The organism is Neobacillus niacini, from assembly GCF_030817695.1.
GTDB lineage: Bacteria > Bacillota > Bacilli > Bacillales > Cytobacillaceae > Neobacillus > Neobacillus niacini_F.
Genome location: NZ_JAUSZQ010000002.1, coordinates 187,822 through 207,135, shown reverse-complemented (window position 1 = coordinate 207,135; position 19,314 = coordinate 187,822). Strand labels below are relative to the sequence as shown.

Genomic DNA, 19,314 nt, shown 5'->3' with positions numbered 1-19,314 from the left:
CGGAATGAGTCTTTATTTTAAATATTTGCTTATTTTATTTAAATCACAAATGCAATACCGCACATCATTTTGGCTTTTATCAATTGGGCAGTTTTTCATCCCTTTCTCGGTTTTTGCAGGACTCTACTTTTTGTTTGAACGATTTGGACAAATAAAAGGCTGGGAATTTTACGAAGTTGCGCTTTGTTTTGCTGTGATTCACATGGCATTTTCGTTAAGTGAGTGTTTTGCACGCGGATTTGACACTTTTTCAAGTTTAATCATTAAGGGAGATTTCGACCGAGTTCTGGTACGACCCAGAAGCACATTCCTTCAGGTACTCGGTTCGAAATTTGAATTTACGCGGATAGGCAGGTTGCTTCAAAGTGCTATCGTACTAATTTGGGCTATAAATAATCTCTCTATTGAATGGAGCTTAGAAAAGGCAGTCACCCTGATTTTTATGATTACTAGCGGTGTATTAATCTTCACAGGCATCTATATGCTGGCTGCGACGATGTGTTTTTGGACGGTACAAGGTCTGGAGGTGGCAAATATTTTTACGGATGGCGGCAGAGAAATGGCTCAATACCCGTTAAATATTTATCAAAAATGGGTAGCTCGATTCTTTACCTATGTCATCCCTTTTGGCACCGTCAATTACCTCCCGTTATTGTTTATTCTCGGAAAAACAAAGGGAGATGAGATTCTTTATATGCTGACTCCTCTGGCTGGGAGCCTCTTTATTCTTCCTTGTTTTCTTGTCTGGCAAGTTGGGGTAAGGCATTATCGATCAACCGGTTCATAAGAAAGCAGCGGGGACCGCTGCTTACCTTTTTTTAGCCATATTTTCCTGTGCCATTTTGACAAGCTCACGGACCATGCTTCCGCCTAATCTGCCGCCGACCTTACCAGCTTGCTGTGAAGTAAGCTGGCCGTTGTAACCTTTCTTTAAAGGAACACCGACCTCCTCAGCGGCCTCAAATTTGGCGTTTTCAGGATCTTGCACCTTGACAACCTTAGCTTTTAACGCATCTAAACCATTCCTAGCCTCAGGGACGAGAATTTTATTTCTATTTCTTCTGGCCATGTTATCCCTCCTTTATGGTAGGATGCCCAATCTGAAAAATAATCAGCATCCACTGGATAAATCCTTTTTTATCCAGTATAATAACTACAATCAAGTCGGAAAAAATCAATGAAAAAGAGAGTAGTTCTCTGGGATGTCGAAGCGAGTCAGGGACGGTGGGAGCCTGGTATGGAGAAGAGAATGAAGCGCACTTTTGAGATGTTTGCCTGAAAACAGTAGGGTAAACCGGAGTAGTCCTCCGTTAACAAGCCAAGCTGGTTCCTTTGGAACAAGTAGAGTGGTACCGCGAGTTAACTCTCGTCTCTTCAACATAGAGACGGGAGTTTTTTGTTTTTAAACGAAAAGCTGAAGTGCCTTGGGCAGGGGCGACTTATGACCCCGAGCCCCTAGGCGCTAAAGCTGGATAAAGAGAGAATTAGGAGGTCTTAAAAATGAAGTATAAACAGGCGTTTGCAGAGATATTATTCGAAGCACTAGACCATGAAATCCCAGTGAAAGATCTAGAAGTGCTAATTGAAAAACCTAAAAATCAACAGCACGGTGACCTAGCCTTTCCTTGTTTTACCTTAGCAAAAGTAAAAAGAAAATCGCCAGCTCTTATTGCTCATGAGTTAAGTACAAAAATCCAATCAGCAACAATTGAAAAGGTGCAAGTGGTCGGGGCCTATATCAATATCTTCTTAAATAAAAAATTGGTTTCGGAAGATACAGTTGCTGAAATTATCAAGCAGCAGGAGAACTATGGTGCCTTAGATATAGGAAAAAACCGCCCTGTAACCATTGACCTCTCATCTCCCAATATCGCCAAGCCGTTCTCGATGGGTCATTTGCGTTCAACCGTCATAGGTAACTCTTTAGCGTTTATTGTAGAAAAATGCGGTTATAAGTCAATTAGAATTAACCATATTGGGGACTGGGGCACTCAGTTCGGTAAACTCATTACTGCCTATAAAATTTGGGGAGAAGCAGAGAAGGTCAAATTGAACCCTATTAAGGAATTATTAACGCTTTATGTGAAGTTCCACGATGAAGCAGAAAGTAATCCTTCACTTGTGGAACAGGGAAGAAACTGGTTTAAAAAACTCGAAGACGGTGACGAGGAAGCCACTTCGCTATGGCAGTGGTTCCGGGATGAGTCCTTAAAGGAGTTTTCCAGAATTTATCAATTGATGAATGTCCAATTCGATTCCTTTGCAGGAGAAGCTTTTTATAATGACAAAATGGACCGTGTCGTTAAGCTTCTAGAGGAAAAACAGTTGCTAATCGAATCTGATCAGGCTCAAGTTGTCGAACTAATAGACAAAGAGTTGCCGCCATGCTTAATTAAAAAATCCGATGGAGCTACCCTTTACGCAACGCGTGATTTGGCGGCAGCCCTTTACCGTAAAGAAAACTATGACTTTGATTTGTCACTGTATGTCGTTGGCAATGAACAGAGCCTTCATTTTAAACAATTAATGGCTGTGTTAGAAAAGATGGGATACGCATGGGCAAATAATATGGTCCATATTCCGTTCGGAATGATGCTTAAAGATGGAAAGAAGATGTCGACTAGAAAAGGGAAGGGTCGTCTTATTAGAGGAAGTACTAAATGAATCAATCACTATGGCAAGACATAATATTGAAGAAAAAAATCCTAACCTCACAAACAAGGACGCGGTAGCGAAACAGGTAGGGGTAGGGGCGGTCATGTTCCATGACTTAAAGAATTTTAGAATGAATGATATCGAACTTTCACTAGAAGAAATGCTGCGTTTTGAAGGGGAAACAGGACCTTATGTTCAATATACCTATGCCCGCGCCTGCTCTATTTTACGTAAAGCTAAATGGAAAATAGAGCATGCTGACCAAATATCTTCCCCATCCTGGGAAAAAGAATGGAAGGTTGTAAGCCTGCTTACTGAATTTACAATGGCGATTAAAAGAGCATATGAGAATTTTGACCCATCCCAAATTGCCAAATATATCGTTGACCTTGCACAAGCTTTTAATAAATATTATGGAGATGTTAAGATCCTTGAAGACAACGCTGAACAACAGGCACGCTTAGCACTGGTCTATTCTGTGACAATTGTTCTAAAGGAAGGTTTGCGATTATTGGGAATTGAAGCTCCAGAAGAAATGTAAGATAAAATAGTTCAAAGAATGGGTTAATTTGGTATAAAATGAAGAAGTGTATAGGGTTAAAAAAGAGGAGGAAGAAGAGATGAGCGAACTTATATTTAAAAATATGGAGTTAACAAGAAGTTTCTTTATCAAGAATGTGGTTGCTATTGACAAGGATGTAATCGATGTACAACCCAAAGGATTTAACAACAACATTCATTGGCATGTTGGACATGTGTTAACAGCGACCGAAAGTTTGCTATTTGGTTTTCCCAAAAGTTCAACTAATTTACCAGTAAGCTATATGGAACTATTTGCAAGAGGGACGAAACCAGCAGACTGGCAAGGAGATGTTCCTTCTGTTGCTGTCTTGGTGAGTCAGTTAAAAGATCAATTAAATCGAATGAAGGAAATTCCTGTTGAAAGCCTCAGTGTGAAGCTGAAGGAGCCATTCCTAGGTCAGGAAACCTTTGGTGAGCTTGTTAATTTTGTTCTTCTCCACGAGAATTTGCACTTGGGACATATTCAAGCAATGAAACGTGTTATTGAAACTGAAAAAAATAGATAGATAATTCCTTTAAACATCCACCTTTTCGGGTGGATGTTTTTTTGTAAAAGAGTAAGAAAAAGGAGGGATGGAATAATAAAAAAGTGAAAAACCTGAATTTTACTACTATCTTTCAATCAATTGACAGAAGTAAACGGTACCATTATACTCGTTTTGGTGATTCAGGATATGTCGATACCTGTCGAAATTAATAGTATTTTCTATCTCTTTACATAACTGATAGAACATCAAGAATAGGAGAGGAATTTGTTTGAAGTATTTACTTTTTCTAGCAGCAATCGTTATCATTTTTTTATTAGCTTATATCGCAAGCAACAATAAGAAAATGATTAAGGTTAAACCGCTTGTCACTATGCTTGTATTACAGCTGATTTTTGCCTTTTTGCTGCTTAATACTGAGGTTGGATTTGTGATTATTACAGCAGTCGCTACATTGTTCGACCATCTTTTAAGTTACGCCGCAGAGGGAATTAACTTTGTTTTTGGAGGAATGGCGAATGAAGGTGCTGGACCATTTTTCCTAAACGTTCTGTTACCGATTGTATTTATTTCTGTGTTAATCGGAATTGCACAGCACATTAAGGTCCTTCCTATCATCATTCGCTATCTTGGCATTGTTTTAAGTAAGGTAAATGGTTTAGGTAAATTAGAATCCTATAATGCCGTTGCTTCTGCTGTTTTCGGTCAATCAGAGGTGTTTATCTCTGTAAAAAAACAGCTCCCTTATATACCTGAACACCGCCTTTATACATTATGTACGTCAGCGATGTCCACGGTATCTGCCTCAATATTAGGGGCGTATATGACGATGATCGATCCGAAATATGTGATTACTGCCTTGGTATTAAACTTATTTGGCGGATTTATGATTGCCAACGTTATTAATCCCTATGAGGTTCCAGCGGAAGAAGATATTATTAATATTCAAGAAGGAGAAAAACAAACGTTCTTCGAGGTCCTTGGGGAATATATTATGGATGGATTCAAGGTAGCCATTATTGTGGGAGCCATGCTAATCGGTTTTGTTGCTTTAATTAGTATGATTAATCATGTATTTGAGGCTATCTTCGGCATTAGCTTCCAGATGGTCTTAGGTTATATTTTCGCACCACTTGCCTTTATCGTTGGAATACCTGCAGTCGATATGGTGGAAGCCGGTACGATTATGGCAACCAAATTATTATCAAATGAATTTGTGGCGATGATGGATTTAGTAAAGATCACAGACTCTCTATCAAATAGAACAGTTGGAATTATTTCAGTGTTTCTAGTATCGTTTGCAAACTTTTCATCGATTGGAATTATCACGGGTGCAGTAAAAGGTCTGAATGAAGCGAAGGGGAATCAAGTAGCAAAGTTCGGACTAAAATTACTATACGGAGCAACACTCGTAAGCTTATTAACAGCAGCAATAACGAGCGTTATGCTATAAAACAAGGCTGCCTGGATTTATTCCAGGCAGCCCCCTTCTTATTCAGTAACAGGTTTAACGTCACGAATCTCTTTAATATATTTCTCGGCCTTTTCTGAATCAAATTGCTTTTCCCATTTTGACATGACCACAGCAGCCAGCGAGTTACCAATTACGTTTACTACAGTTCTAGCCATATCTAAGATTCGGTCGATACCAGCAATAAATGCCAAGCCTTCGAGTGGAATCCCAACTGACCCCAAGGTAGCCAATAAAACAACGAACGAAACACCCGGAACCCCAGCAATCCCTTTTGAAGTTACCATAAGTACCAGCATAAGTGAGATTTGCTGACTGATGGAAAGATCAATTCCATACATTTGTGCGATAAATACCGCTGCTAAAGCTTGGTAAAGCGTAGAACCATCAAGGTTAAATGAATACCCAGTTGGTATGACGAATGAAGTAATAGCCTTAGGACAGCCGAAGCGTTCCATTTTTTCCATTATCTTAGGCAGTACAGTTTCAGAGCTTGCTGTTGAATAAGCAAGAATTAGTTCATCTTTAAGAATACGAATAAGATTAAAGATATTAATTCCGGCAAGCTTAGCCGTTAAACCTAAAACAACTATAATAAAGAAAATCATTGCTCCATATACGGTGAAAACTAACTTACTTAGGGGAATTAACGAAGAAACCCCAAAGGTGGAAACTGTTACACCGATTAGGGCAAAAACCCCGAAAGGAGCAAATTTCATGATTTGGTTCGTTACATAAAACATGGCTTCTGCTGTTCCCTGGAAAAATGCTAAAACTGGTTTCCCTTTCTCACCAATGGCCGCGACTCCGAGACCAAAGAAGACAGAAAAGAAAATAATGGCAAGCATATCGCCTTTTACGAGTGATTCGAATAAATTCTGAGGAACAATATTAACAAATGTATCTGCGAAGCTATGGCTTTCCACTTGTTCTGTTGTAGAAATATATCCGCCGATATCCTTTTTGCTTAAATTGTCCATATCGATGCCAGTACCAGGCTGAAAGAGATTGGCTGCGCCTAATCCGATAATAATTGCGATGGTAGTAATGATTTCAAAATAAAGGATCGTTTTACCACCTAAAGATCCAAGCTTTTTTATATCACCTACACCAGCTACCCCAACGATTAGAGAGGCTACAACAATTGGGATAACAATCATTTTGATTAAACGGATAAAGATGGTACCTATTGGTTGTAAATATGTTTGCACCTCAGGGTTTCCGTAAAATATAGCACCTACAGCAATCCCGAGGATTAATCCGACTAAAATTTGCCAAGCTAAACCAAATTTTTTCAAAAAATCAATCCTTTCGACATATATCTATTGTTTTCGATAGAAAACACCCACGTTGTCTATTGTATTTTCTAACCTTATTAAATGTCAAATGAAGATTTAATGACAAAAAACAACCACCGAAATCAATCAGTAGTTGTTTTCTTTGTTTTTCTTTATTAAGAAGTAGATGACACCAAGAATAACGGCACCGATAATTATAGGCATTGTATATTGTGCAGCATATTCTTTAATATGCGACCAATTTTCCCCTAACGCATGTCCTAAATAAAGGAATAGGATAGTCCAAGGAATAACCGCTGCTACCGTATAAAGTGTAAATTTTGTCGCGGACATTTTAGCAATCCCAGCAGGAATGGATATCGCATGTCGGACAACTGGAATAAATCTTGCGAAGAAAATGACGCCTACTCCATATTTTCGGAACCATTCTTCGGATAGGTCAATTTGCTTCTTTTTAATAAGAACATATTTACCGTACTTTTCTAAAAATGGACGCCCACCGTAATAACCAGCCCAATAGAGAAATAACTGTGCAAAGGTTCCACCTATTGTTCCAGCAATGATCGCGCCTGGATAGCCAAGGATTCCCTCTGAAATCATATAACCGCCATATCCTAAGACGATTTCGCTTGGGATAACTTCTATCATTAAACCGAGTGCAATTCCGAAGTAACCTAACTCTGATAAAAACTCTAAAACAGAGAAAATAAATTCTTTCATAGTTCACCTTCACTTTTGTAAATGTTGTTGCCTTTATAAGTTTATAATAGTTTCAACAAGAAAGAAATAAAAACAGCGGAATTTCCCGCTGCTCTTCATTTAAATGCTTAAGGACCTTGAGGAGGAGAACATGTAGTTACGATGATGGAAGCGAATGCTGTAGACGATTCCCATCGCAAACATATTACCCATTAATGAACTCCCGCCATAGCTGATAAACGGTAAGGGAATCCCTGTAATCGGAAGAACTTGAATGGTCATTCCAACATTTTGGAATACATGGAAAGTGATCATAGAGATGATACCTGCACACACGTATGTATTAAATGGGTCATTCGTATCTAATGCCGTTTTAATTAAGTGATAAATTAATAGAAAGAACAGTCCGATGACAATACTACCGCCTACAAACCCATATTCCTCACCAATCACACTAAAGATAAAATCTGTATGTCCTTCAGGAATGTACACTTCCCGATTGCCGAATCCTTTTCCAGTTATCAGTCCAGACCCAATGGCACTTAATGATTTCAATAGATGATATCCCGAACTGCTTGAATGGTTAAACGGGTCAAGCCATGCATAAATTCGATTAAATTTATATTCTTGTACATGTAAATATTTTTCGAGTATTTCAGGCCTCTGAACGACTAAGTAAATGATGAAAACCGCCAGTGAAGCACCGGTACTAAAGATAGGCAAAATAATCTTCCATGTGATCCCCGATACTAAAATGAATCCCACCAAAATCGATAATAAGACGAGCGAAGTCCCTAAATCATTTTGCTTCATAATAAAGAAGATTGGCACGAACGTGGTAATAGATAATTTAAGCAATAACCAAAAATCTGTTTTAACTGTTTTCTTAAGATATTTTTCCTGATGCTGGGTTACGACAGTACTAAGTGCTAAAATGAGAAAGGTTTTGACAAATTCCGATGGCTGAATCGAACCAAGGGGAGTGATAAACCAGCTTTTAGCACCATTTCTAATGGGGGCAATGCTTTCAGGCGCAGCCAGGACACCGATAAGTAAAATAAGTCCAAATCCATATAAGTACCAGGAAAGCCGCTTATACTGAAAACTGTCAAAAAGAATCGTAATGGAAATGATGGCTGCTCCAACCACATACCAGAAAATTTGCTTAACTAGGAAATTTTCATCGTACTGTCCAGCTGTTTGTGCACTATAAATTCCTAAACAACTAACGAGAAAAAATAGAAACAAAATTAATGTTAACGTCCAATCGAAGCGGTCCACTTTTTTGGGGAAATTGTCCATATGCCACACCCAATTTTTGTCTGTTTGTATAGTGATATGCTAACAAAGAAAAGATTTGGTAACAATATATTTAGGAAATTTATTACAAAACCTTTACTAATATGACGATTCCGGTAAAAAATTTGATTCAAAAAAAATAAAAACACGGTCTAATGGACCGTGCCTACATGAGATAGTTTAAAAACATGGTTGCAATACCAAAATAAGTGAGTAAAGAAAAAATATCATTAATCGTCGTAATTAACGGACCAGAGGCAACGGCAGGATCAATATTTAATCGAAATAAAATAAGCGGAATAATTGTACCAGCAAGGGTGCCAATAACGAGCGTAAAGAAAAGTGAAACACCGACAACGGCACCTAAGATAAAGCTTCCCTGCCAGATGTAAGCAATGATTGATATAAGGATGGCACAGGTAATCCCGATGGTGACACCTACACCTAGTTCACGGGCAATTAAGCGAAGGATGACTCCTTTTTCAATATCATGAGTAATAAGACCTCTCACCACAACTGCTAGTGATTGAGTACCCGTATTACCTGTCATTCCCGCAATCATCGGCATAAAAAAGGCAATGGCGACAACCTGTTCCAATGTGTTTTCAAAGCTTGAGATAATGCTGCCGGATATCAGCCCAATAAATAAAAGCAGTATGAGCCACGGAAGTCTCCTAGCAGCAGCAACAAATGTTTTTGTATCAAAGTCAATCGATTTCCCTGAGGCTGATAATTTTTCTATATCCTCATTTGCTTCCTTGATGACGACATCAATAATATCATCGACGGTCACAATGCCGACAAGCTTATTACCCTCATCCACGACGGGAATCGCTAAGAAATCGTAACGTTCTGTCATTCGTGCCACTACTTCCTGGTCCGTGGCAACAGAAACCGAAATGACGCGTTCGTACATAATATTATTAATTTTTTCATTCATATCTGCTAACAATAAATCGCGGTAAGAAACAACACCAACCAGTCTTCTCTCACCATCGACTACGTACAAGTAGTTAATGGATTCAGCAAACTCAGCAAACGTTTTTAACTTTTCCACTGCTTCTCTAACACTATAATAACTTCGAATCCAGACAAAGCGATTGGTCATCAATCTTCCTGCTGTTTCAGGAGGGTAATTCATGATATCGATAACGGCCTTTGACTCTTCCACCTTCATACCAGATAGCAGTGACTCTTTTTTCTCTGGTGATAATTCATTTAAGAGCAGGGCCAAATCATCATTGTCCATTAAATCAAGGACCTTACTTGATTTCTCAATCCCAAGCTTATTTAAAACCTCGAGCTGTTCTTCTTTTTCGAGTTCCTGCATCAGGTCAGCAAGTACTTCATTGTTTAAAAATAAAAGAAAACGAAGTTTATGCTTTTCTGGCAAATCTTCATATATTTTAGCTGTATCATAAGGCTGCAATTCTTCGAGGATGCTAATAAAGTCAGTCTTTTTGTTTTCTTTTAATAATTTAATAATATGGAGAGTAATCTCGTCTTGCGTCATATCTTTAATCATTTGTTGCACGCTCCTTTCTAACGGTGCGTTTTATCTTCATTATACATGTATGTAAAAAATGATTTGTTGATAATCCTGCAGTAAATACTAGTACCAAGTTTAAAACTAGTATGTGTTATTCACAAGGTAATCAAGCTAACTGTTTCAAAAGTATCACAAATAACTTTTGAAATGTAAAAGAATTGAAATAAGCTATTTGGACTATTAATGATAAAATAGTGGAAGATTGGTTAATATTGGTTTGCACTTAACTGAGTACTTTATCATAGATATTATTTTCCTGATCGGAGGAGTTTGGCTTTGAAAAAGCATCATCAAGACATACAGGATCTAGTTTATGTCCATTTAAATCAAAATGATCAGTATGTACTATCCTACGGTATTGAATTTGCTGAATTTGCTGCTGCTTTTTCGGGTACATTGAATCATTTGTTATTATTGAAACATCGATTTGAAGACAGTGATTTTAATATGCACACTCTGCTTGAATATTGTCCGGACGAGAGAATTGATAAACTTGCTGCTGAAGATATCTATGGATACGGTGATTTTTGCTGGATTGACTTTGTTGAAGAAGAAGGATTAAATGAACTAACAGGACAGGAAATGGCCGAGATATTATATTTGGGGCATCAAAAGCAGCACTTAAAACTACCCTTCTATAATAAGCTTGGGAATCGTTTTGTTTATTTGGCACACGACGATGGTTTTTTTAATAAAATATATTATCGTAGTTTTAAGGATTTTTTTCATCTTTTAAGTCATGCGCTTTCCATTAAATTAGGAGAGTTGAAGCTTGAAAAAACACTTCTTGGACTTAGGAAAAAGCGTACATATCCACCTATTAATAAGGAAATTCTCCTATCCTTAACGCCTTTTATTAAGGAGGGTATTTGTATTTCCTTACGAGATATCGATCATCAGCGCAATAAGCTGGAAATTCCAATTTGGGTAATAGGTGATTTTGCTTCAATGGATGATATGTACGAGGAATATCAACAAATCTCGGTTGAAAACTGTCATGCGAAAATCATCTTTGATAAAAAAACAAAAGAATGGAAGCTTACCGTTATCTAATCTCTCCATTTTGCTGGGGAGATTTTCTTTGTGTTAATGGAATAGGTAGTTTTTAGCCAAGCTGTAGGTTTCATAAAATAATAAAAGTGATAAAATAAAATCGTGAATGAGAAAATGGAGGTTTAGTATGAAAACTAAAATTGGTTTACTATACGGAGGTAAATCCGCTGAACATAAAGTATCCTTACAAACAGCTCTTGCGGTCATTAAGGCGCTGGATCTTGAAAAATTTGAAATTCATCCGATTTACATAAATGTAGAAGGACAGTGGATAAAGGGACCTCAGCTTACGGCTCCTGCTGAAAATGTCAAGGCATTAGAATTTTCAAATGAAAATCAGTTATCACCTTTATCATTGGCACCAACTCTTTTCAGCAATAGTGAAAGACAGAATAACGAACCATTAGATGTCATTTTCCCACTGCTTCATGGACCAAATGGTGAGGATGGAACAGTACAAGGGCTATTGGAATTATTAAACCTGCCATATGTCGGCAATGGTGTTTTAGCTTCCGCAGCTGGTATGGATAAAGTAATGATGAAAAATGTATTTGCACAAGCAGGGCTCGCGCAAGTAAATTATGTTGCATTCATTCGAGCAGAATGGGAAAAGGCGAAAGAGTCAGTTTATGCAAAAGTGGAAGAGCAGCTTGGCTACCCTTGCTTTGTAAAGCCTGCCAACTTAGGCTCAAGTGTGGGAATTAGCAAATGTACAAATAGAAGTGAATTAGAAGCAGCCTTTGTTGAAGCTTTTCAATTTGACCGAAAAGTGATCATTGAGGAAGGTGTAACAGCACGTGAAATTGAAGTAGGTATTCTTGGCAACGACGATCCAAAATGTTCTGTTGCGGGAGAAATTGTTCCAAAGAAGGATTTTTATGATTATAAAGCGAAATATGAAGACGGAGATACAGCTTTAATTATACCTGCGGATGTGACCGAAGAGGAGTACCAGCAAATTAAGGAGATGGCCATTCAAGCCTTTAAAGCTTTAGATTGCTCAGGTCTTGTCCGTGCCGACTTTTTCTTAACAAAGGACGGTAAGGCGTTAATAAATGAAGTGAACACGATGCCGGGCTTCACACCATTTAGCATGTTCCCTCTATTGTGGAAGCATACAGGTGTTGAGTACCCACAGTTGATTGAAACATTGGTAAATCTTGCGAAAGAACGTCATGCCGAGAAGCAAAACATAAAATATACCTTCTAGATTACATGACACGGCTAGGTGCCGTGTCTTTATTAAAATTCCCAACCAACTGGAGGATTGACATGATAAATAGAACCTTAAAGCAGATATCGGAAATGATTTCTGTCAAAAATGAGATTAACTCATTTGCTGATACAGAAATCACTGGTGTTTCAATCGATTCTAGAAAAATTGAAATGGGAAACTTGTTCATTCCTTTTAAAGGAGAAAACTCAGATGGTCATCAATTTGTAGAGGATTCCTTGAAAAAGGGAGCAGCCGCGGCGCTTTGGCAGAGCGATGTCCCGAATCCACCCCTGCATTTACCAATTCTTATCGTTGAGGATTGCTTAGTGGCATTACAAGAATTAGCGAGAGAATATCGCAAACAGTTACAAGTAAAAGTAGTCGGAATAACAGGAAGTAACGGGAAAACAACAACAAAGGATATGACGTTCTCCCTGCTGTCGACCACCTATAAAGTTCAAAAGACCGAAGGAAACTATAATAACCATATTGGATTGCCTTTAACGGTCTTAGGTCTCGACGAGGATACGGAAATCGCTGTTTTAGAGATGGGTATGAGCGGCAGAGGGGAAATCGAATTCCTTACAAAACTCGCTTCCCCGGACGCGGTTGTGATCACCAATATAGGAGAATCTCACCTTCTTGATCTGGGATCAAGGGAAGGAATCGCCGAGGCAAAGCTAGAAATTTTGCAAGGTTTAAAAGACGGCGGTTTAGCGGTGCTTCATGGTGACGAGCCCCTTTTGATGGAAAGAATTAATCAATATAAAGGGAATGTTAACCTTCAAACATTTGGAAGAACGGACAGTAATGACTTTTTTCCTACAGAAATTGTTCAATTAGATCAAGGTAATAGGTTTAAAATCAATAAGTCTTCTGAAAGTTTCGAACTTCCTGTATTGGGTACACATAATATATTAAATGCTCTAGCCGCCATGATTATTGCTCATTACTTTGATGTGCCATTTGAAAAAATGAATGAAGGTTTAACCAGCGTTAAACTAACCAACATGCGGATGGAGTTAGTTGAAGGGAGTCATGGTGAAAAAATCATCAACGATGCCTATAATGCCAGTCCTACCTCAATGATGGCTGCGATTGAACTAGTATCAAATTTAAAGGGTTATGAGAAAATCATTCTCGTCCTTGGTGATATGCTTGAATTAGGGCCTCAAGAAGAACAATATCATCTGCAAATTGGTGAAGGGTTAAATCCTAATAAAATAGATTTGTTATTCACCTATGGACAATTAGCACAGCATATGGCTGAAGGTGCGCGAACAACTCTTGGAAAACAAAGAGTCTTTTCCTATACCGATAAAAATGAGTTGATTGAAGTATTGAAACAGCATGTAAACAACGATACGTTAGTTCTTGTAAAAGCTTCAAGAGGAATGAAACTTGAGGAGATTGTGACTGCCTTACAACAGAAATAAAGCTTTAAAAGTACAAAAATTAGACAGTATGCTAAACGTTGTTAATGGAACACTAAGAAAAATAATTCATTCAAAGCAAAGTAGGTGGAGAGTCTTGATTGGCTGTTTATGTATTCATGGATTTACAGGGGCACCATATGAAGTAGAGCCGCTTGCTGAGTATTTAACGAAGCAGACGGACTGGATATTCAGTGTCCCTACTCTTCCTGGTCACGGCGAAAATCTTTCACTTAAAGATATCCATTATCAACAATGGATAGAACATGCAGAGTTTGAATTAAAGAAGTTAATTGAAACATGTGATCGGGTTTATGTAATTGGGTTTTCCATGGGCGGCATGATTGCAAGCCTTTTGGCTGCAAAATACCCTGTGGACAAGCTTGTACTACTTAGTGCAGCTGCTTATTATCTAAACCCAAAACAGATGGCTAGTGAAATTAAGTCAATGATTGTAGATTTATTTAAAGGAAACTTAGAAGATAATGAATTTTTTCAGCGTTACAAAAGAAAAATAAAAGCAACTCCCATAAAAGCGACTTTTCAATTTCGCAGACTTGTTTCCTACATCAAACCACTTCTCCCTCAAATAGAAGTGCCAACGCTAATTGCACAGGGAGAATGTGATGGAATCGTCCCTCCAAAAAGTGCTGAATACTTATACCGGACTATTAATGCAAAAACAAAAAAGCTTACGTATATTAAGGATTCTAGCCATCATATTTGTCACTGTCAGGAAAAAGAGGCCCTATTTTCCCAAGTGTATGACTTTTTGATGGAGCGGTAATGCTGATATGGGACTCGTTAAAAAACCGCATTAATTGCAATCTGCTTGTAATAATGTTATGATTATCAGCAACGTGTCTAAAGAACGAGTAAAATAGGGCATACTCCTTTGGAGGGATGTCTTTTTTTTGGTAAAATAAAGATGTTACCTAATTACGGCATTTTGATGCGAATCATAAGTATTCAGCACATAGATAAAATTTTTATATAAATGAAGGAGAATGAAAACATTGACAAAGTTTGAAGATTTAGGCCTAAGTCAGGCAACTTTACAAGCTGTCCTTAAAATGGGTTTTGAGGAAGCTACACCGATTCAGTCAGAAACAATTCCTATGGGTTTAGCCGGTAAGGATTTGATTGGGCAGGCTCAAACAGGAACTGGTAAAACAGCTGCATTTGGTATTCCTTTGGTTGAAAAAATTGATGTAAGCAAGGACGCGATTCAAGGAATCATTATTGCTCCTACACGTGAGCTTGCAATTCAAGTTTCGGAAGAGCTTTATAAAATCGGTTCTGGTAAAAGAGTCCGCGTTTTATCCATTTACGGAGGACAGGACATCAGCCGCCAAATCCGCTCATTAAAGAAATTCCCACATATTATTGTAGGTACCCCTGGACGTGTATTGGATCATATTAATAGAAAAACAATGCGCTTAGACACAGTTAATACTGTAATCCTTGACGAAGCAGATGAAATGTTAAATATGGGATTCATTGAAGATATTGAAACGATTCTTGCTTCTACACCATCAGAGCGCCAAACTTTACTTTTCTCAGCAACAATGCCAGCTCCGATACAAAGAATGGCAGAAAAGTTTATGAAAGACCCTCAAATTGTCCGCGTTAAGATGAAAGAAATGACTGTGCCTGCGATTGAACAATTCTATCTTGAAGTGATGGAAAAGAATAAATTTGATGTCTTAACTAGACTTCTTGATATTCAATCACCAGAGTTAGCGATTATCTTTGGACGGACTAAACGCCGCGTTGATGAGTTATCTGAAGCATTAACCTTAAGAGGTTATACAGCTGAAGGGATTCACGGAGATTTAACGCAGGCGAAACGTATGCAAGTCCTTCGGAAATTTAAAGAAGGAACAATTGATGTATTGGTGGCAACAGATGTGGCTGCAAGGGGTCTAGATATCTCTGGCGTAACCCATGTCTATAACTTTGATATTCCGCAGGATCCAGAAAGCTATGTACACCGTATTGGTCGTACAGGACGTGCGGGTAAATCTGGTATGGCACTTACATTCATCACGCCGCGTGAAAAGTCTTACCTATCAGTATTGGAAAGAACAACGAAGCGTAAGATGGAAAGAATGACTGCTCCTACACTAGATGAAGCATTAGAAGGTCAACAACGTGCGGTAGTGGATAAGATTGTTCAAACAATCGAAGGAAATAACCTTCAGTATTATAAAAGAGCTGCCAACGAATTACTTGAAGAAAATGACGCTTCAACTGTCATTGCAGCTGTATTGAAAATGTTAACAAAAGAGCCAGATACAACTCCGGTTAAGTTAACAGAAGAAGCACCAATGCATTCTAAGAGGGACAGAAAGCCACAGGGCGGTGACCGTAGAAGAAGAGACGACAACAGAAGTTATAATTCTTCACGCGGCGGGGAACGCAGCGGCGGTGATCGTGATCGTAAAAAGGCACCTGCAAAGCCAAGAACAGGTGAAAAACGCACATCAGGAAAATCAAAACCAAGAAGCTTTAACCGATAATAATCATAGAGAGCATGGGACACAATGTCCAATGCTCTCTTTTTATGTTACAGGTGTGTATTGGGAATAATAACGGTAACAGTTTGTTAGGAGTGATGAGGATGATTGTCAAACTTGGATATGTTGCAATGAGCGTTGAGCTTCAGAATGCTTCCCCCTCCCAAACGATGACGTTTGCGCAATTTAGCAAAATAAAAGACCGTGATGCTGCTATTCGTAAACTAGAGCGAATTGCTGAGTCGAATATAGAGAATTGCCTGAGGTTATTAAAACACAACGCTGGAAATCAAATTCACTTTTTCCGACTAAGCTCCCGCCTTATTCCACTGGCCAATCACGAGGAGCTGTTAGATTGGGATTTTATGAAACCGCTGAAGGAACCGTTAAAAAGAATTGCTGACTATCTTAAAGAGCACCCAATGAGAATAGATTTTCACCCTGACCATTTTGTTGTACTAAATACTCCTAACAAAGAGATACTCTCAAACGCCCTAAAGACACTTGTCATGCATAAAAAATTGCTGAAAGGCATGGAAATCGATACAGAACATCGTTGTGTTCTCCATATAGGCGGCGGTTATGAGGATAAGGAAATGGCACTTGAACAGTTTATCCATAACTGGGGATACATCCCGCCAAGCATTCAAAAAATGATTATGCTGGAGAACGACGATACAACCTTTACTTTAAAAGAAACGCTCTATCTTTGTGAAAAGCTAGGAATACCGATGATATTTGATTATCACCATCATTTAGCTAATCACGAAGAAGTAGAGTGGCTCGAGGACTGGGAACGAATTGTCACTACCTGGAGGGAATCTCCGCTTCCGGTTAAAATGCATATATCCAGCCCACGTTCAGAAAAGGAATTTAGGGCACATGCTGATTTTGTAAATCCGGATATGTTTTTGGAATTTTTAAATTCCGTAAAGGGAACTGTACCAGAGATCCATTGCATGATAGAAGCCAAACAAAAGGACGCAGCTCTCTTTCAACTGATGGAAGACGTGCGAAATCGGAAGGGAATTAATGTAATAGACCAATCGAGCTTTGTCGTTGAATAGCAATGATGTTTCCTTATCGATTCCCGTGTATACTTAAAAGAAAGCATGGTGAAGTGGAGGGGAAGTATGATACTCGAGCCGCAAAAACGAATATCGGTAAAGGCATTAAGTGTTTGGAGAATCTCAGGCAGCTTAAAAATTTTCATTAGCTGGGTTTTAGCTGGTATTGCGATCTATCTATTACATATCTTTAATGGTCCATTTTGGATATCGCTTTTATTAATAGGTATTGAACTTATTTCTACGTATTTTTTTATTTTTTTATTACCATCACTTAGATGGCGGCGTTGGCGGTACGATGTTAGGGAGGAAGAAGTTGAACTCCAGGAAGGTATTTTTGTTGTTAAGCGAACGCTTATTCCGATGATTAGAGTGCAGCATGTAGATACTGTTCAGGGACCGATTTTACGCAACTATCAATTAGCATCTGTCATTATTAACACGGCTGCAACATCTCATGAAATTCCTGCATTAGAAAGTAGCGAAGCGGAAGAATTAAGGCGCTTCATTTCTAATCTAGCAAGGGTGGCCGATGAAGATATCTGAACCGAAAAGACTTCATCCCATTGTGATTGTATTAACGATTGGTAAACGTATAAAAGATCTTATTTTTTCATTTATCGCCCTGTTTTTTATCTGGAATAAAGGCGATGGTGGCAAGCTGTTGCTTTTTGGGGCTTCTGCTATTGCGATTATAGGGATTATTCTGGTTAGTATATTATCCTGGCTGCGCTATACCTATAGATTAGAGGAGAATGAACTTCGAATTGAATACGGTATTTTTGTCCGCAAGAAAAGGTATATTCCGTTGGAACGTATCCAAAGTCTTGATATTTCAGAAGGGCTCCTGCAGCGCTTATGCGGGATGGTAAAGGTTCAGATTGAAACAGCTGGCGGAAGTGGGAACGATGAAGCGGAGGCAGTCCTTTCAGCCATCTCTAAAGAAGAGGCACGCTATATACAAGAATATGTTGCGAGTGCTAAAAATCCTTCTATACAAAATGATGAATCTGTTCACGAAGATCCTAACCATATCGTATATAAAATTACACCGTCACAGTTACTTTTACTTTCACTTACTTCAGGAGGAGTAGGGGTTGTCATATCAGCTGTATTGGCATTTTTATCACAGTTAGATGACTTTATTCCTTATGAAAAGATATTTAGAGGAATTGAACAATGGGCTGTTAGCAATCTAATTTTTATAGCCGTTCTTATTTTTGCAGGTCTTATAATGGCTTGGATCCTTGCCCTTTTTGGGACCATGTTGAAATACGCAAATTTCCATGTCACGAAAACAGAACATGATTTGGTTATTTCTCAAGGCTTATTAGAAAAAAGGCAAATTACCATTCCATTAACACGAATTCAAGCGATAAGGATTAATGAAAATATCGTCCGGCAATGGCTGGGTTACGGGTCTGTCAGCGTTGAAAGTGCTGGTGGTTCAGCAAGTAATAAGGAAGGCTCGAAGGTATTGCTCCTTCCGCTTGTTAAGCTTGAGGACATTGAAAAGACTTTAGGGCCTTATCTGACCGAATACCAATTCACCTCAAGTTTTACGGCCGTTCCTAAAAGAGCCATGAATCGTTATATTTTTAGAAGCTGGTTTATTGTGGTTCCACTCGTTGTGGTTTTGATTGTTTTTCTCAAGGTTTGGGGACTCCTTTCGCTGATTATTCTTGCCCTTGTAACATTTTGGGGAGTATTAAAATATAAGGACGCAGGCTGGAGTTTGGAAGAGCAGCAATTGAGTCTTCGTTATCGATCCATGGTACGGACTACTGTGTTAATGAGGAAAAATAAAATTCAAAGTCTAGAAATGAAACAAAGTTATTTTCAAATAAGGAAAGATCTGGCAACACTTGAGGCGTTCGTGAAAGTAGGTTTTGGGGGTGCCGGAGGCCGTGTAGTCGATATGGATTTAATCGATGTGAAAAAGGTCTACACCTGGTTTTCGAGGGAATCCGAAAAAAGGGATTGAACCA

General features: G+C 38.5%; 16 protein-coding genes, 1 pseudogene and 1 other annotated feature. Of the genes and pseudogenes, 12 read left to right on the top strand and 5 right to left on the bottom strand.

Annotation, left to right across the window (positions count from 1 at the left end; genetic code table 11):
* Positions 1-4: 4 nt before the first annotated feature.
* A complete protein-coding gene (locus tag QFZ28_RS01195) occupies positions 5-787 on the top strand; it encodes an ABC transporter permease (RefSeq protein ID WP_307193019.1) in 783 nt (260 codons plus the stop codon).
* A 21-nt stretch (positions 788-808) separates the two neighbouring features.
* Here QFZ28_RS01195 and QFZ28_RS01190 read toward each other — a convergent pair whose 3' ends face one another.
* Positions 809-1,069 (bottom strand): alpha/beta-type small acid-soluble spore protein, encoded by a 261-nt coding sequence (locus tag QFZ28_RS01190; RefSeq protein WP_307193018.1) that lies wholly within the window; start codon positions 1,067-1,069, stop codon positions 809-811.
* Positions 1,070-1,168: 99 nt separating this feature from the next.
* Positions 1,169-1,377: a binding site (T-box leader), on the top strand.
* 123 nt (positions 1,378-1,500) lie between these two features.
* Here QFZ28_RS01190 and argS point away from each other — a divergent pair.
* From argS to QFZ28_RS01175, 3 genes and pseudogenes are all read left to right on the top strand, one after another.
* Positions 1,501-3,196, top strand: a pseudogene (argS, locus tag QFZ28_RS01185) (arginine--tRNA ligase).
* Between the two features lie 79 nt (positions 3,197-3,275).
* The gene (locus tag QFZ28_RS01180) at positions 3,276-3,743 is read left to right on the top strand and encodes a DinB family protein (protein WP_307193017.1); all 468 of its coding nucleotides are present in this window, start codon (positions 3,276-3,278) and stop codon (positions 3,741-3,743) included.
* 250 nt (positions 3,744-3,993) lie between these two features.
* Entirely contained in the window at positions 3,994-5,175 is a 1,182-nt protein-coding gene (locus QFZ28_RS01175; RefSeq protein ID WP_307193016.1) for a NupC/NupG family nucleoside CNT transporter, read from the top strand.
* A gap of 38 nt (positions 5,176-5,213) precedes the next feature.
* Here the strand turns inward: QFZ28_RS01175 and gltP are convergent, their stop codons facing one another.
* The 4 genes from gltP to mgtE all read right to left on the bottom strand — a co-directional run bounded on the left by gltP (position 5,214) and on the right by mgtE (position 10,014).
* Entirely contained in the window at positions 5,214-6,491 is a 1,278-nt protein-coding gene (gene gltP / locus QFZ28_RS01170) for a glutamate/aspartate:proton symporter GltP (RefSeq protein ID WP_307193015.1), read from the bottom strand.
* Between the two features lie 126 nt (positions 6,492-6,617).
* Positions 6,618-7,211 (bottom strand): DedA family protein, encoded by a 594-nt coding sequence (locus QFZ28_RS01165; RefSeq protein WP_307193014.1) that lies wholly within the window; start codon positions 7,209-7,211, stop codon positions 6,618-6,620.
* 99 nt (positions 7,212-7,310) lie between these two features.
* Complete coding sequence (locus QFZ28_RS01160; RefSeq protein WP_307193013.1) at positions 7,311-8,492, bottom strand: FtsW/RodA/SpoVE family cell cycle protein; 1,182 nt, start codon at positions 8,490-8,492, stop codon at positions 7,311-7,313.
* Positions 8,493-8,655: 163 nt separating this feature from the next.
* Positions 8,656-10,014, bottom strand: coding sequence for a magnesium transporter (gene mgtE, locus QFZ28_RS01155; protein WP_307193012.1), 1,359 nt, complete (start codon positions 10,012-10,014; stop codon positions 8,656-8,658).
* Positions 10,015-10,314: 300 nt separating this feature from the next.
* Here mgtE and QFZ28_RS01150 point away from each other — a divergent pair, with 300 nt between their 5' ends.
* The 8 genes from QFZ28_RS01150 to QFZ28_RS01115 all read left to right on the top strand — a co-directional run bounded on the left by QFZ28_RS01150 (position 10,315) and on the right by QFZ28_RS01115 (position 19,310).
* Positions 10,315-11,091 carry a hypothetical protein gene (locus QFZ28_RS01150; RefSeq protein ID WP_307193011.1) on the top strand — a complete coding sequence of 259 codons (777 nt, stop codon included), beginning with the start codon at positions 10,315-10,317 and terminating at the stop codon, positions 11,089-11,091.
* A gap of 127 nt (positions 11,092-11,218) precedes the next feature.
* On the top strand, positions 11,219-12,301 hold the full coding sequence (locus tag QFZ28_RS01145; protein WP_307193010.1) for a D-alanine--D-alanine ligase: 1,083 nt from the start codon (positions 11,219-11,221) through the stop codon (positions 12,299-12,301).
* 62 nt (positions 12,302-12,363) lie between these two features.
* Positions 12,364-13,743: a UDP-N-acetylmuramoyl-tripeptide--D-alanyl-D-alanine ligase gene (locus tag QFZ28_RS01140; RefSeq protein ID WP_307193009.1), complete on the top strand. Its 1,380-nt coding sequence runs from the start codon at positions 12,364-12,366 to the stop codon at positions 13,741-13,743.
* Positions 13,744-13,837: 94 nt separating this feature from the next.
* Positions 13,838-14,527 carry an alpha/beta hydrolase gene (locus QFZ28_RS01135; RefSeq protein ID WP_307193008.1) on the top strand — a complete coding sequence of 230 codons (690 nt, stop codon included), beginning with the start codon at positions 13,838-13,840 and terminating at the stop codon, positions 14,525-14,527.
* Positions 14,528-14,747: 220 nt separating this feature from the next.
* Positions 14,748-16,262 carry a DEAD/DEAH box helicase gene (locus tag QFZ28_RS01130; RefSeq protein ID WP_444875313.1) on the top strand — a complete coding sequence of 505 codons (1,515 nt, stop codon included), beginning with the start codon at positions 14,748-14,750 and terminating at the stop codon, positions 16,260-16,262.
* 101 nt (positions 16,263-16,363) lie between these two features.
* A complete protein-coding gene (uvsE, locus tag QFZ28_RS01125) occupies positions 16,364-17,326 on the top strand; it encodes a UV DNA damage repair endonuclease UvsE (RefSeq protein ID WP_307193006.1) in 963 nt (320 codons plus the stop codon).
* 66 nt (positions 17,327-17,392) lie between these two features.
* Positions 17,393-17,872, top strand: coding sequence for a PH domain-containing protein (locus QFZ28_RS01120; protein ID WP_307193005.1), 480 nt, complete (start codon positions 17,393-17,395; stop codon positions 17,870-17,872).
* Positions 17,865-19,310, top strand: coding sequence for a PH domain-containing protein (locus QFZ28_RS01115; RefSeq protein ID WP_444875320.1), 1,446 nt, complete (start codon positions 17,865-17,867; stop codon positions 19,308-19,310). Before QFZ28_RS01120 ends, QFZ28_RS01115 begins: the two co-directional genes overlap by 8 nt.
* Positions 19,311-19,314: the final 4 nt, after the last annotated feature.

Excerpts from the sequence above, each read along its gene's own strand:
- QFZ28_RS01195 (WP_307193019.1), top strand. The coding sequence starts at position 5 with ATGAGTCTTTATTTTAAATATTTGCTTATTTTATTTAAATCACAAATG.
- QFZ28_RS01190 (WP_307193018.1), bottom strand. The coding sequence starts at position 1,069 with ATGGCCAGAAGAAATAGAAATAAAATTCTCGTCCCTGAGGCTAGGAAT.
- QFZ28_RS01180 (WP_307193017.1), top strand. The coding sequence starts at position 3,276 with ATGAGCGAACTTATATTTAAAAATATGGAGTTAACAAGAAGTTTCTTT.
- QFZ28_RS01165 (WP_307193014.1), bottom strand. The coding sequence starts at position 7,211 with ATGAAAGAATTTATTTTCTCTGTTTTAGAGTTTTTATCAGAGTTAGGT.
- QFZ28_RS01160 (WP_307193013.1), bottom strand. The coding sequence starts at position 8,492 with ATGGACAATTTCCCCAAAAAAGTGGACCGCTTCGATTGGACGTTAACA.
- mgtE (WP_307193012.1), bottom strand. The coding sequence starts at position 10,014 with ATGATTAAAGATATGACGCAAGACGAGATTACTCTCCATATTATTAAA.
- QFZ28_RS01145 (WP_307193010.1), top strand. The coding sequence starts at position 11,219 with ATGAAAACTAAAATTGGTTTACTATACGGAGGTAAATCCGCTGAACAT.
- QFZ28_RS01140 (WP_307193009.1), top strand. The coding sequence starts at position 12,364 with ATGATAAATAGAACCTTAAAGCAGATATCGGAAATGATTTCTGTCAAA.
- QFZ28_RS01130 (WP_444875313.1), top strand. The coding sequence starts at position 14,748 with ATGAAAACATTGACAAAGTTTGAAGATTTAGGCCTAAGTCAGGCAACT.
- uvsE (WP_307193006.1), top strand. The coding sequence starts at position 16,364 with ATGATTGTCAAACTTGGATATGTTGCAATGAGCGTTGAGCTTCAGAAT.
- QFZ28_RS01120 (WP_307193005.1), top strand. The coding sequence starts at position 17,393 with ATGATACTCGAGCCGCAAAAACGAATATCGGTAAAGGCATTAAGTGTT.